The sequence below is a fragment of the Nocardia sp. NPDC051756 genome (assembly GCF_040681495.1).
Lineage (GTDB): Bacteria > Actinomycetota > Actinomycetes > Mycobacteriales > Mycobacteriaceae > Nocardia.
Genome location: NZ_JBFAYV010000007.1, coordinates 526787 through 539659 on the forward strand (window position 1 = coordinate 526787; position 12873 = coordinate 539659).

Below are 12873 nucleotides of genomic sequence, written 5' to 3' on the forward strand. Positions count from 1 at the left end.
ATGATCTAGGGCACCCGGTCCGGAGGCGTCGCCGGACCGGGGGTTCGTCACCCCGCGCGGGTGCCGACGTAGCCCTGCGCCTGCACCGTGAACATGTGCGCATACTGCCCGTTCAGCGCCATCAACTGCGCGTGCGTGCCCTGCTCGGCGATCCGGCCCTCATCCAGCACCAGAATCCGATCGGCGTCTCGCACCGCACCGAGCCGGTGCGAGACCAGCACACTCGTCCGGCCCGTCCGATGTGCTTCCAGTCGCCGATGTATTCGATGCTCGGCCTCCGCGTCGAGGCCGGAACCCGGCTCGTCCAATATCAGTAGTTCCCGGTCGTCGCGCATGAATGTGCGGGCAATGGCAATGCGTTGCCATTGCCCGCCGGATAACGTGACGCCGTGCTCCGCGTCATTCTTGTCGGTCTCCTTGAAAAATATTCGACTGAGCATGGTGCCATAACCATGCGGCAGCGTCGCTATTTTCTCCGACACACCGGCTTCGGCCGCTGCCCATTCGATTCGACGCTGATCGGAAAGCGCGGGCAGATCACCGATGCCGATATTCTCGGCAACCGTGAGGTCGTATTCCATGAAATCCTGGAAAAGGACGCCGAGCCGACGCCGCAACTCCTTGATCGGGACATCGCGAATGTCCACCCCGTCCCATAGGATCGCCCCGCGATCGGGCTCGTAGAAGCGGCACAGCAGCTTGATCAGCGTGCTCTTGCCCGCCCCGTTGCGCCCGACCAGGCCAAGCAGCTCACCGTGCTCGATCCGGGCATCCAGGCCACGCAGTACCCAGGGCTGCGACTCGTCGTAGCGGAACCAGAGGTCGACCAGCTCGATACCCGAGCTGAGGGTGGGCAGGGCCGCGGGCAGCGCGGGTGCGGGCCGATCCGGCGGCATATTCACCACGCGCACATAGTGATCCAGTTGTAGCAGCCCCCGATGCGCCCCGCTGATCTTGGTGACCAGACCGGACAGCGCCGCCTGCGTGGCCGCGACCGCGGTGACGAAGGCGGAGACATCGCCGATCGACAACCTGCCGCGGCTCGCCGCGTACACCGCCCACGCGAGCCCGCCCGCGCCGATCACGCTGCCGAGCGCGGCCAGCGAGGCCTGCACCCGCAGTTGCCGCCGATCCAGTTCGCGCTGAGCGTGATTCGTCGTGACGATCGTCGAGAGCACCCGTTCGCGGAAGAAGTCGACGAGGCCGAAGAGCCGAATCTCCTTGACTGCCCGCACATCACTGTTGAGCGCGCTCAACTGGAACTGCCGCCGGCTCGACGCCGACATCGTGTCCAACATCCCGGCGAACCGGCGCGAGAGCGACAGCTGGGCGAAGAACACCGGCACCGCCGACAGCACCAGGATCAGCGCCATCACCGGCGCCAGCAGATACACCGTGGCGAGCAGCCCGACCAGCGACACCAGATCGCGCACCGCGGAGAACAATCCGGTGGTCGCGGGCGCCACGGCATTCGAGGTGCTCTGCTGCGCGGAGCGGATGCGGTCGAGCAGCCGTGGATCCTCGAATCGCTCCAACCCCTGGAATTCGCCTACGGCAGTGAACAATCGGTCGTTCATCAGCAGGTAGGCGCGCCGATTCAGTTCGGCCCGAACGTATTCCGCGACCCGCGGTTCACAGGCGCCGAGCAGCCCCGCCACCGCCAGCACCGACACCGCCGCGATCAACTGCCGCGCGGGTCCGTGTTCGGCGAGGCCGTCCATCATGAACTTGGTCGACCAGGTCACCGCCGAGGCCAGGAATCCGCCGATGAGCGTGATCACGACCTGGACGAGGGTGAGTCCGCGGCCGGTCGCCCAGCACAGCCGCCATGCGGCGCGCAGCCGCGACCACACCGTCACGAAACACCCGCGGCCAGCGCGGCGAGCGAATGTCGCGCCGCCACAATGGTTCCGGACTCATCCAGCAGCAACAGCTGCGGGAACGAGTGCACGCCCAACTCCCCCGCCAGCGCATCGCCGGCCGGCTCGCCGATCACAGTCGGCGCGTCGCCGAGCGCTGTGCGCAGGCGCTCCCGCTCGGTTTCCGGTGCCAACCCCAGCACCAGAATCGCCACCCGGTCCGCGTCGGGATGCCGCGCGAACTCCGCCGCCTGTTCCACGCAGGGCGCGCAGCCCGCGGAGAAGAACGCGACGAGCCGATTCGCCCCGGCGCCCGCGAACTGCGGCAGTTGCCGCCCGATCAGTTCATCCCGGTCACTCGGCCGAGGCGCCCCCGCCGTCGCCAGCCGCTCCTCGTGAATCCGCAAGCGCCGCAGCACGGCAAAGGTGAGCAGCAGATTGAGAACCACCAGGACAGCGAGCACGACAACGGCGGCGACAACGTAGGGCATGGGAGCAGCATCGGCGAATAGGTAGGTCGCCGACATCGGTATCCGGCTAGGTGTCGCGTCGGTCTCCTGCCGATGTGCGACCCGGTCGAAAAACTTTTTGCGGGCAGCGATGAGTTCTGCGGTGGTGCTCCGTCTAATCCCTTGAACGCGCTACCAACCCAGCGCGACCAACGACAAGGACCACAACAATGACCACCGCAAACCCCACCGCCAGCTTTGCCACCGCTGCCACCTACCGTCCGGGCAAGGTCCGCAACCGCGTCCTGTGGACCCTGCAAATCGTGCTCGGCCTGTTCTTCATCGTCGCCTCCGGCGGCCCCAAACTCCTCATACCGAACACCCTGATGGAAAACGCCCCCGCGAACCTGACCATCCCCTTCGGCCTGCTCATCTTCATCGGCATCGCCGAAGTCGCCGGCGGAATCGGCCTGCTCGTACCCCGCCTCAGCGCCCTCGCCGCCGCAGGACTGTCGGTGCTCACCGTCCTCGCCGCCGCGTCCCAGGCCTTCCTGGTCGGCCAGCCCGCGATGGGAATCTTCCCCCTGGTCCTCGCCGCGATCTTCGCCTGGATCGCCTACGAACGCCGCACCACCCTCACCGACCTGCGTAACACGTTCTCGCAGTGACACATCCCTGAGCACGACCGGCGACCGGTAACCCACACCGGCCGCCGATTCGTGCGTTCCCGGACCGGTCGCCCGTCGGGTTGGCGACGACCGATCCAGCGGCCATCTGGTGCGGCATCGGGCACTGCACCAGATGGCCGCCGTCGTGACTAGACCGGCTCGGCGTCGGCTACCAGATCCGTAACCGGATGCCTGCTCGCATCTACCGCCGGACGGGACAGGTGTAGTGCGGAGTGGAAGTAGCCCTCCGACTCCTTGCCCTGGGGAGCAGAGGGTGAAAGGTGCTGGCGGACAGGAAACTTGGTCCGCCGGTGATGGTGATCAGCTGCGTGCGGCGGATGGCTTCCAGCAGTGCCGCGATGGGCGCGGAAGTCTCCAGATTCTCGGTGAAGCCCTCGTTCAGGAGGCCCACTGCCCGCGCGTAGGCGAAGGCGTTGGCGGCGATGTCGAGTCCGAGGATCGGGACCGCGTCGGGTCGTCGATGTGCCGTGTAAAAGACCCGGTCCCAGTCGATCGGCTCAGCGGTCGTGAGCGCGGCTGCCTGTGGGGAAAGGTAGTGCGCGTAAAGGTCATTCAACGTCAGGTCGTAGTTGAGCAGAGCCGCGTTGATGCCGTAGGAGCAGCAGATGTCGAGCACTGTCGGATCCGCGGTTCGAGCCCTTCTGGCGGCGACCGCGCGCCGGAAGATCCGTTGCGCGTGATGCGGCGTGCGGTACTCGTAAGCCGCCAGCGCGCGGAAGTAAGCGCGCGGATCAGGCTGATCGTAGATGTCGTCGAACGGTGTCATCGCCTGCTGACCTGAGGCGACCAGGTTGTCGGCCCTGCCATCCATCGCATGCTCCCTCGACTCGCCACCCAAACCTGTTCCCAGTCAACCAAACTCGAGCGAATACCGTCTGTCGTCGCGCCCACGATCTGCTTTCATTAGCACCATGTTGTGGCACATCGAACAGACCTCCAGAGTGTCGCTGCAAGACCAGATCGCGGCGTGTGTTCGGCGTGCGGTCACCAGCGGGGAGCTGTCGGTCAACGAACAGTTGCCTCCTGCAACGGAATTGGCGGAGGCGCTGTCCGTCGACCGCAATACTGTCCTGGCCGCGTATCGGCGGCTACGGGAGGAGGGGGTCGTGGATTTCCGGCGTGGGCGAGGCGTCCGGGTCACCGCCACTGCGCCCACCTCGGCGCCGGTAGAGCAGGCTGTCCGCCAATTGATCGAGTCCGCACGTGCCAACGGTTACAGCAAGGCCGAGGTGCTCGGTTTGATCGAGGAGTTGATGTAATGCCCGCTACGGTCTACACCTGCCGCGTCACGAACTGGTCGATGTTCGGGTTCAACATTTCCCTCCTCGCCAGCCAGAGCATCCTATTTTGGCTAGGCCCTGAACTATGGGCGCTTTCCATCCTCGTTGTCGGCATGCTTGTCAATCTCGCAATGAGCGTGGCCGCGATAAGCCAGCGCGTTACTGCCGGCCCCGCAGGCCTGACGGTGAGTCTCGGCCCCTTCGGCCTACCGCGCGTCCGGGTTGCCCGCGCAAGCATCACCCACGCCGAGATGATCCTTTCGACAATGGAGCTGCCAGCCACCCCCGGTGTGTTCTGGAGAAGAAAACGCGGATTGTTCCTCCTCCCGAAACTTGGCCCCGCACTGCGTTTGCGCTTGACCAGCGGCCGCACCATCACCATCTCGATGCCAGAACCCGCCGCCGCGATGTGGGCGATGGGTATCGCACCGTAAAACGACGGCGCTTGTGCCCTAGATCGAGGGCCGACTAGCCGGACTGCTCAGCGCCAGGTAGCCAATAGCGGGCACCGTCGCGGGTGCGGTCGAGGCGGCCGGATACGACCAGATAGCGGCGGAGCGCGACGTAGTCGTCGAAGATTGCTGCCAGACGCTCGTTGACCTGGCCCTCGGTGTAGACGACATCCCGCTCGAAACGAGTGCGGGCAATGTGGCTGAGCAGCATCTCCCGCAACGCGCGACGACGGGACTTCAGTGATGGCATCGACACCAACCGGCCCCCACGAAAGAGACTATCGATAGCCGGGTCATCACTACCGCTGCCGCCATCGGGGCGCGGTCGAACCGTCACCTTCGCCTCACTCATGCACCCGGTGTCACGCGGCCACTCGCACCGCCGCAACCGTATTTCGACCGGTCACACGACGGCGAAGCGATGAGTGGCCGGAGGACACGATGTCATCGGCGTCAACGCAGCGGCACTGATGACGGCAGCGTCATATAGCTCGGGTTCGCTGGATCCAGCTGAATGTGCTGGGGCCTGAGCTGAGACTCGCTCAGCAACGACGGGAGGGTCAACCCTTTGGGAAAGTTCATCGCGTAGACATCGACCCGCAGCCTGTGCCCTGGTTCGAGCAGTGCGTCTGTTCCCAGCAGGCCGATGTCCACTCCAGTCGCTTGGCCCGGCACCAGTGGCAGTCGTTTGTCCAGGGTCAGGTAAGTGTACGGGTCGACGACATCACCGTTCGGCGCGAACTTGGATCGATCCGGATCGTAGGCGCGCAGCGACGCCACCACCTGCCCGGACGTGAGCTGTCGTGAAGTGCCATCAGGTGCAACATCATTGAGTGTCACCGCCCAGTAGCCATCGGTCGCGTCGAGGACCGTGTTGAGTCTGACGTTCACCGCGCCGCTGATCTGAGTAGCCTGTGTCACCGGGCCCGAGGTGAAGGTAAGTGCATTCGATTCGGCGATCCGTGAATCCTTGGCGCAGAACGCCAGGATCGCTACGGCACCGGCTGTCTGTTGTGCGGCATCGCGAGAACACAGAGTCGTCAGTCCAGGCGCCACTGTCAGTCGGCCGTTACTACCCGACAGCGCGCCCTGCAAGCTTCCATCACGCAACGCCGTCGGCGCAGTGCCAGATGGCTGGTCCGACAGATACATTCGCTGATAATCCGATCCCGGACGAGGGAAATCGGTTGCGGTGGTCCAACCGTTGCCCTGCTGGTACAAGGTCGCGGGCCCGTATTCATCGATACCGTTGTCAATTCCTTTGAGCCACTTGTCGAACCACGCTCTTTGTAGCACCTCGACCCTGGGCGGATGGCCGGGCCCGATATTCCGCCTGCCCGCACCGACGGTGAAGTGGTAGGTCTCGCCCATCAGCAACTGCTTCTTACCGCCCGCGAGGGGAATCTTCTGGAACATCTCTACTTCATCGTAGGCAAACAGGTCGAACCAACCGCCGAAGATAAAAGTGGGAGTCGTGATCTTGTCCGCATGGTCTTGATAAGCCTGCCGAGCGGGGCCGTCCGCAGTGTACAGGGCTGCCAGTTCGGGTGGCATATCGGTCATACTCGGCTGGGTCAGCGCCTGAATCAACAGCGGAACAAAGGGCACCGGGTTTTCGATCCGGTCGCTGAGCCATTTCCAATCGAAGGTTCCGTTCAACATCGATGCCACATTCGGAATCATCTTTGCGGCATTGACGCCCAGTATCAGCCCGGGGACGATTACGGTGCCGAGAGCGCCACCGGCCAACATGATCGAGTGTGCGAGGTCTCCGCCCGGGGCCACCGGAAATATTGCCCGGAGTGCCGCCGGGTTCTTGTTTGCCGCATAGATCTGATTGATCCCCGAGTATGATGAGCCGGACATTCCGACAGCACCGTTCGACCATTCCTGTTTCGATGCCCAATCGATGGTCTCCAGGGTGTCCTGCTGTTCGCGTTGCCGCATTACGTCCCAGGAGCCCTGGGAGAAGCCGGTCCCGCGGACATCGACCACCACTTGCGTATACCCGCTACGCACCAAGTTGAAATCGGCCCCGAAGGTGCGGATCTGACCGGATGTGATCGCTCCCGCAAGATCATCCACGCCATCGATCGGGGTGCCGGAGAGATCGACCATCGATATCACCTGCTCGGCAAATGGCAACAGTATCGGATTCGCTACCGCAGCCCCGGCGATCGCCGACAGCAGCTTGGTGTAGGGCGTCATGTTCAGCACTACAGGCATTTTGACGTTCACCGGAGTGCGATCGGCATTCGCAGGCCGATAGATGTTGGCCTGCAAGATCGTGCCGTCGCTCATTCGAATCGGCACGTCCCACTGGACGTTGACCTCGGGATAAATCATGTCGGTGTCGTGAACCTCCCGCCACCGCGCACCATCGGCTCCGCCTGTCGGATCTGCTTGTGCCGAGACCGGATTCGCGATGAGCGCAATGATTACCGATGTCACGAACACGGCAAATATCGACGGATATCTACGAGTCACAAGTTTCTCCCTGAGCTCAAGACCATGTGCGGCAAAACAGCAACGAGCGGACACTAACAGAGCAAACGGAGATAGTCGATTAACATTTTCCAGTCGTCGACCCGACTGTGCGCGTGATTGTGCATATGCCCGACAGGTTGCCATGACATACTGGCATAATGTCAATGACATTCCCCTGCTGCACATGCTTTTATCTAATTCACCGGATTCGCCGCTACCGCCCGATGCCGTAGACGTTATCCTGCAAATGGACCGGTTCTCAATTGCAACGAATTTCCACCTCGACGCTACTCATGATTCATGGAGGACATCGATGATCGGCGATGCGCGAGACTTGGGCAGATTGCGCAACAGTGTCGTTGCACTGGCATTGGCGATTGCCGGTCTGGCGATAACGCCGATCGGAGCGGCAACACCGCAGGCCTACGCCGCGCCCGGCGGGGCGGGCTTCTCGTTCGAACGCGGCGACGGGCCGATTCAACAGACCTGGTTCGAAGCGCAGGCGCTGAGCCTGGCACAACCGCAGACACAGCCAATGGGCGCCAATGATCCGGCGTGCCGACCGACGCCGGCGCGGCCATTCCCGATCGTCTTGGTCCCCGGGCTGATCGAAACCAGCTACGCCGTGTACTCCCGGATGGCACCGGCGCTCATCGCGGACGGAGCGTGCGTCTTCACCTTTACCAGCGGCTATCAATATCCCGGCGTACCGCTTGCACAAACCAGCAGCCCATACGTGTTCGCCGCGACCCTGAGTCGATTCGTGGACGCGGTACTCGAACAGACCGGCGCCCAGAAGGTCGATCTGCTGGGCTACTCACAGGCGTCGATCATCGGGTTCTACTACATCAAACACGGTGGCGGCGCGGTAAATGTCCACCACTACATCGGGTTCGACGGTACGCCTTGGGGCACAGACAACTTCGGACTTTCCGACGAAATAGACCAACGACCACTCTATCCACTGGCCCCGTTCCGGGAGTCGTATGACCCGAACGGCCCCTTCGTTCAGGAAGCCATCGCGGGCGGACTGACGGTTCCGTCGGTGTCCTACACCGTTATTCGGGAACGCTTCGTCCCCCTCATTGCCGCCAACGGCGGCGAGGTGCACGGTCCGAACGTGACAATGATTCGGATGGAAGACGTCTGCGCCGAAGACTACTCCGGGCACACCGGGTTCCCCTACAACGACATGGCAATCCGGTTGGTACGCAACGCTTTCGATCCAGAGAACGCTCAGCAGCCGGTCTGTCACCTGACGCTGCCACAGCCACCGTTCTGACGAGACCACGATCCGGACCTCCTCGGTGCGTCGCTCTGTCGACCGACCCGAGTGATCAAGTCGAGTTGAACCTATGCGGCGACCGCCGGGGTAATTGAGCGTCCGATTCAGCCGAAAGGTGTGACCAGCAATGGGATTTGGCGTAGGTCGTCGAGGGTGTAGTGGATGCCTGCGAGTGCGCTGATCGCGCGGAGGCCGATGGCGAAATCGGCCTCGCCCGGGTCGAGGTAGTCGTGGTCGACGGTGCCGGCCGCTTCGAACGCCGCGCGCAGTTCGTCGGGTAGGTCGGCCAGGTCGGTGTCGAGTTCGAGGTCGTCGACGTTGATCCAGGCAATTTCGTTTCCGTCGGCGTAGTAGATCAGGCTCGCGTCGGCATTGATGGAGAAGTAGCTCGTCGCGGCTACGCGACCGTCGGCCGAGAGAACCGCCCCGTCTTCGGTGGCGCCGAAATCGTCATAGATGAAGGTCCATTCGCCGACCCGCCCCGCCAGCAGCGTCGCGGTGTCGCCTCGCTCGGTGCCGAGTGCCGCCGCCGGCAGGGAGGTCCACTCGTCCGGCTTGTCTGCTGGAAGTTCACACGGCCGGAACAGGCGCGCCTTGGCTCCTAGCGCCTCGAGTGCCGCGGCGGGTTCGAGTCCACGGACCACATGCACGCAGTGATTGGGATCGTCGCTCGCCAGCCCGCTGATCCACAACGGAACACCTTCGGGGTCAAGCGAATTCGGCAGAAATCCGGGTGTAGCCATACTGTCCTCGCCTATCGGAACCATGTTCGTGTCGGGTTCATCATCGCCCGCGTCACCGGCCAGCGCGCGGGACGGGTGCGAATGATGGTCAGGACAGTTGCCGACCCGGTAGCGTTCGCCTGGTTTGGTTCCCCGCTGATATGGGGTGATCATTGCCCGTATCCCCCAGGAGAGGCGAGTCATACCATGACGGCGGTATCCGGCCAACGGCCGATCGGCGAGGTTCCGGCAGTTGCCGAGTACACGGTGGAGCAGGACCTGCGCGCGTTGTTCGGGCAGTCCCTCGCAGTTTTCGCCTCGTTCGCCGGGCGCGAGCATGTGGTGGAGACCGCTAATCCTGCGTTCTTCGCCGCAATCGGTGTAGAACGCGCGCGCAGTGGGCTCCCGCTCGCCGAGCTTGCGCCAGAGCTGGTCGATCAGGGTGTCACCGCTGTGCTGGACCAGGTCTACCGCACTGGCGAGCCCTACACCGGCCGGGATGTCGCGATCGTGCTGGGCTCCGGCGCGTACGCGCGGGAGGCCGTCTTCGACTTCACCTACGAGCCGCGCCGCGACGGTGCGGGCATCGTGACCGGGATCTGGATGATAGGCGTGGAGACCACTCAGGTCAGGCACGCCCAGCGGTTGATGACCGAACAGCGTGCGCTGGTGGAGCAGATCGCCCGCCAGGCGCCCCTGGCCGAGGTGCTCGACGGGATGGCGCGCTGTATCGAGGATCTCGCGCCTGAGCAGGTTCTTGTCTCGGTGCTGCTCGCTGATCGCGACGGTCGGCACCTGCGGCACGGCGCCGCCCCGAGCCTGCCCGACTTCTACAACCAGGCCATCGATGGGATCGCCACCGGTGAAGGTGTCGGCTCGTGTGGCACTGCCGCGCACCGGCGCGAACCGGTCATCGTCACCGATATCGGCACCGATCCGTTCTGGGACGACTTCCGGGAGTTGGCCGGACAGGCGGGACTGGCCGCATGCTGGTCGACGCCGATCCTGGCCCGCGACGGAAGCCTGCTGGGCACGTTCGCCATGTACCACCGCAGCCCACGTGTCCCGCAGGACGGCGACCTTGCCCTCGCCCGCGTCTTCGCCGATACCGCGTCGCTGGCCATCGAACGCCACCACATCGAACAGGCCAAGGCCGCGGCCGAAGCGCAGGCCGAGGCGGCCCGCGACGAACTGACCAAAGCGCTACGCGCGGAGAACAAGCTGCGCGCCGAGGCCGAACAACGCGCCCAAGCCGCCGCCGAACTCACCGCACGGATGCGCGCCGCGGCCGAGGCGCAGGCCGCGGCGCCGCACCCCGATCTTTGCCAGCTCGGCGGGCCGGACGGATGCTCCGCGCCGGCCGAACTCAAGGTCGCCGATTCGTGGGGCGACGCCGCCTGGGGCTGCACGTCGCACGTCGAGGAAGCCATCCTCAACGTGCGGTCGGTGTTCATCGCGAGCGAAGAACTCGGCGGGCTGGCGGCCTATGTCAAACGCTGACCGCTATCGGCGGCTACCACAACACAGGTAGGCGCTCCGGGATCCGTTTCATGAAACGGGTGCGCCAGACGAGTTGGTCGCTGGGCACGGCGAGATCCAAGCCCGGTATGCGGTCCAGGAGCACTTCCAGGCCGATTTGGGCGTGTCTGCGGCCGAGCGCGGTGGCCGGGCAGAAGTGCTGACCGCCGCCGAAGGATAAGTGCGCGCTGGCGTTTGGCCGATTCAGGTCGACCGTCTCGGGTTCGGGGAAGGCGTCGGGATCGAAGTTGGCGCCTTCCACCAGTACCAGCACCAATTCGCCCTTGCCGATCTGGACGTCACCGAGCTCGACGTCTTCGGTCGCCAGTCGCGGCAGCGCATCGCCGATGGACAGGTTGATCCGCAGCAACTCCTCCACTCCGGCAGGAATCAACGACGGGTCTGCCAGCAACTGGGCTTTCAGTTCCGGATGCTGGATGAGCGAAACCAGTGCCATGGTGAGGAATCCGCCGGTGGAGATCACGCCGGCGCCGAACAGGGTGACCCCGACGGTGGCCAGCATTTGCTCCGATACTTGCGAATGTTCCGGATCGTCGCGCAATGCCGCGAGTTCGGCCATCAGCCCCGAGGTGGCCGGGTCGTCGAGGCGCTCGACCATGTACGCGATATCCCGATTCCAGTTGAGCTCGGCGGCCGCGATGGGCTCCGCGGAGTTCATGAACGCGATGTGCAGGCTGCGCATCAGCCTCGGCGCATCCTGCTGCGGAATGCCGAGGATTCGACAGTGCAGTGCGGCCGCGAACGGGTCGGCGAAATCGTTGCGTAGATCGGCGGGAGCACCCTCGGCGACGAGAGTGTCGACCAGTCTCGTCGCCGTGGTTCGCAGAAACTCCTCCAGGCCAGGCGATTTCGGGTTCAGGGCCTTCATCACCGCCTTGCGCAGACCCGCACCGGTGATGTTGCCCATATTGTTGACCACTTCGGGTGGGATGGTGAGGGCGTATTGGCGGGGCACTCCGGGTGCCGAGGTGTCCTTCAGGGAGAACCGGCGATCTTCCAGAACCTGCTTGCACAGGGCGTAGGAGCTCACCAGCCAGGCCTCGTCACCGGCGATGGTGCGTACCTTGCGGACGGGCGTGGTTTCGCGAAGGGCGTTGACCTGAGGGGGAATTCGGTCGCCACGGGCGGAGAACGGGAAAGCGAGCGATGTGTCGACGGTCGTCATGCGGCGCCTCCTTCGACGGGAGTAACGATGGCGTGTCCCTGATTGCGGGACGCGCGAAGGCCGGATCCGCGCGCATACAGCAGTTCGGCCATGGGCAGCAGTTGGTGATAGCAGTTCAGCGACGACGGCACTCCGAGGATCGCGGGCGTGTCCAGGAACAGCGGGACCTCGGCGCGGATGTAATCGAGACACACCTCGTGCTGGCGCGGGGTGGGCGCGACCCCATCCTGAGCTTTCGACGACAGGAACCGCGCCACCAGTTCCGCACACACCGTACGGAATTCCTCGTCATCGGCCGATCGCCGGAGCAGATCCGCGTGCAGGTCCCGATACGCTTGGTTGGACCGGAATTCCGACATCGCCTTCGCGGACAGGCGTTTTCGCGCTGGATCCATATCATCTACGGCCGCAACAATTTTCGCACGCACACCGCGAATGTTCTTGTCCGCCTTGCGGCGCGCATCAGGCTCGGAATAGCCCATGGCCGAGAACATTTCGGCCACATACACATCTGTGTAGACGATGTCGACCCGGCCGAAGTGCGCCAGACCCCACCTCGCGAGGTCGCGGATTCGCTGACCGGAGAAGTAGCTGTTTCCCGGCGACACACCGATGACGGCGTGATCACCGTCGTGCTGGACGATTTGACAGTGCCGAGTAAAGGGCTGGACCAGAAAGCCTTGCTGGACAGTGGGTTTCATTGATTCTGTTGCAGATCTGGAGAGCGTTGCCGACGTCACGATTGCGCGCCTTTCGCCGAAGGTGATCTACCGAATTACCCGCTCATTCCCGCGCTGCCGAGGCAGTGGTGCACGCCGTTGTCCCCGGGCCCCTGCGTCGCTCACGAGTCCTTTGATCCTCGCGGCATCCACCGAGCCTCGGCAACGGTGAGAGGTCCAATACGGACAGCCTACTCGCGTGCCGAATTCTCATGATCGCACAGTTC

The 12873-nt window shown here is 64.0% G+C and carries 13 protein-coding genes; 5 read left to right on the plus strand and 8 right to left on the minus strand.

The window, feature by feature from the left end:
• Positions 1–47: 47 nt before the first annotated feature.
• A complete protein-coding gene (locus tag AB0M22_RS32610; RefSeq protein ID WP_364735077.1) occupies positions 48–1859 on the minus strand; it encodes an ABC transporter ATP-binding protein in 1812 nt (603 codons plus the stop codon).
• Positions 1856–2350 carry a hypothetical protein gene (locus AB0M22_RS32615; RefSeq protein WP_364735079.1) on the minus strand — a complete coding sequence of 165 codons (495 nt, stop codon included), beginning with the start codon at positions 2348–2350 and terminating at the stop codon, positions 1856–1858. Before AB0M22_RS32615 ends, AB0M22_RS32610 begins: the two co-directional genes overlap by 4 nt.
• Positions 2351–2538: 188 nt before the next feature.
• On the opposite strand from AB0M22_RS32615, the gene AB0M22_RS32620 reads away from it, so the two are divergent.
• Positions 2539–2976, plus strand: coding sequence for a DoxX family protein (locus AB0M22_RS32620; RefSeq protein ID WP_364735081.1), 438 nt, complete (start codon positions 2539–2541; stop codon positions 2974–2976).
• Between the two features lie 202 nt (positions 2977–3178).
• On the opposite strand, the gene AB0M22_RS32625 is transcribed toward AB0M22_RS32620, so the two are convergent.
• A complete protein-coding gene (locus AB0M22_RS32625; protein WP_364735083.1) occupies positions 3179–3808 on the minus strand; it encodes a hypothetical protein in 630 nt (209 codons plus the stop codon).
• Positions 3809–3908: 100 nt separating this feature from the next.
• Here AB0M22_RS32625 and AB0M22_RS32630 point away from each other — a divergent pair, with 100 nt between their 5' ends.
• Together AB0M22_RS32630 and AB0M22_RS32635 are read left to right on the plus strand one after the other, a co-directional pair.
• Complete coding sequence (locus AB0M22_RS32630; protein ID WP_364735085.1) at positions 3909–4256, plus strand: GntR family transcriptional regulator; 348 nt, start codon at positions 3909–3911, stop codon at positions 4254–4256.
• Positions 4256–4711, plus strand: coding sequence for a hypothetical protein (locus tag AB0M22_RS32635; RefSeq protein WP_364735087.1), 456 nt, complete (start codon positions 4256–4258; stop codon positions 4709–4711). The genes AB0M22_RS32630 and AB0M22_RS32635 overlap by 1 nt, the downstream gene beginning before the upstream one ends.
• Before the next feature lie 34 nt (positions 4712–4745).
• On the opposite strand, the gene AB0M22_RS32640 is transcribed toward AB0M22_RS32635, so the two are convergent.
• On the minus strand, positions 4746–4979 hold the full coding sequence (locus AB0M22_RS32640) for a DUF2087 domain-containing protein (RefSeq protein ID WP_364735089.1): 234 nt from the start codon (positions 4977–4979) through the stop codon (positions 4746–4748).
• 203 nt (positions 4980–5182) lie between these two features.
• Positions 5183–7216 carry a CocE/NonD family hydrolase gene (locus tag AB0M22_RS32645; RefSeq protein ID WP_364735091.1) on the minus strand — a complete coding sequence of 678 codons (2034 nt, stop codon included), beginning with the start codon at positions 7214–7216 and terminating at the stop codon, positions 5183–5185.
• A 142-nt stretch (positions 7217–7358) separates the two neighbouring features.
• On the opposite strand from AB0M22_RS32645, the gene AB0M22_RS32650 reads away from it, so the two are divergent.
• Positions 7359–8498: an alpha/beta fold hydrolase gene (locus tag AB0M22_RS32650; RefSeq protein ID WP_364735093.1), complete on the plus strand. Its 1140-nt coding sequence runs from the start codon at positions 7359–7361 to the stop codon at positions 8496–8498.
• A gap of 107 nt (positions 8499–8605) precedes the next feature.
• Here AB0M22_RS32650 and AB0M22_RS32655 read toward each other — a convergent pair whose 3' ends face one another.
• Complete coding sequence (locus AB0M22_RS32655; RefSeq protein WP_364735095.1) at positions 8606–9244, minus strand: DUF6461 domain-containing protein; 639 nt, start codon at positions 9242–9244, stop codon at positions 8606–8608.
• Positions 9245–9430: 186 nt separating this feature from the next.
• On the opposite strand from AB0M22_RS32655, the gene AB0M22_RS32660 reads away from it, so the two are divergent.
• Positions 9431–10723, plus strand: a complete 1293-nt coding sequence (locus AB0M22_RS32660; protein ID WP_364735097.1) for a GAF domain-containing protein — start codon at positions 9431–9433, stop codon at positions 10721–10723.
• Between the two features lie 13 nt (positions 10724–10736).
• On the opposite strand, the gene AB0M22_RS32665 is transcribed toward AB0M22_RS32660, so the two are convergent.
• The gene (locus AB0M22_RS32665; RefSeq protein ID WP_364735099.1) at positions 10737–11927 is read right to left on the minus strand and encodes a cytochrome P450; all 1191 of its coding nucleotides are present in this window, start codon (positions 11925–11927) and stop codon (positions 10737–10739) included.
• Entirely contained in the window at positions 11924–12628 is a 705-nt protein-coding gene (locus tag AB0M22_RS32670; protein WP_364735151.1) for a tRNA-dependent cyclodipeptide synthase, read from the minus strand. Before AB0M22_RS32670 ends, AB0M22_RS32665 begins: the two co-directional genes overlap by 4 nt.
• Positions 12629–12873 lie beyond the last annotated feature (245 nt).

Excerpts from the sequence above, each read along its gene's own strand:
- AB0M22_RS32615 (WP_364735079.1), bottom strand. The coding sequence starts at position 2,350 with ATGCCCTACGTTGTCGCCGCCGTTGTCGTGCTCGCTGTCCTGGTGGTT.
- AB0M22_RS32620 (WP_364735081.1), top strand. The coding sequence starts at position 2,539 with ATGACCACCGCAAACCCCACCGCCAGCTTTGCCACCGCTGCCACCTAC.
- AB0M22_RS32625 (WP_364735083.1), bottom strand. The coding sequence starts at position 3,808 with ATGGATGGCAGGGCCGACAACCTGGTCGCCTCAGGTCAGCAGGCGATG.
- AB0M22_RS32630 (WP_364735085.1), top strand. The coding sequence starts at position 3,909 with ATGTTGTGGCACATCGAACAGACCTCCAGAGTGTCGCTGCAAGACCAG.
- AB0M22_RS32635 (WP_364735087.1), top strand. The coding sequence starts at position 4,256 with ATGCCCGCTACGGTCTACACCTGCCGCGTCACGAACTGGTCGATGTTC.
- AB0M22_RS32640 (WP_364735089.1), bottom strand. The coding sequence starts at position 4,979 with ATGCCATCACTGAAGTCCCGTCGTCGCGCGTTGCGGGAGATGCTGCTC.
- AB0M22_RS32650 (WP_364735093.1), top strand. The coding sequence starts at position 7,359 with ATGACATACTGGCATAATGTCAATGACATTCCCCTGCTGCACATGCTT.
- AB0M22_RS32655 (WP_364735095.1), bottom strand. The coding sequence starts at position 9,244 with ATGGCTACACCCGGATTTCTGCCGAATTCGCTTGACCCCGAAGGTGTT.
- AB0M22_RS32660 (WP_364735097.1), top strand. The coding sequence starts at position 9,431 with ATGACGGCGGTATCCGGCCAACGGCCGATCGGCGAGGTTCCGGCAGTT.
- AB0M22_RS32665 (WP_364735099.1), bottom strand. The coding sequence starts at position 11,927 with ATGACGACCGTCGACACATCGCTCGCTTTCCCGTTCTCCGCCCGTGGC.
- AB0M22_RS32670 (WP_364735151.1), bottom strand. The coding sequence starts at position 12,628 with ATGAAACCCACTGTCCAGCAAGGCTTTCTGGTCCAGCCCTTTACTCGG.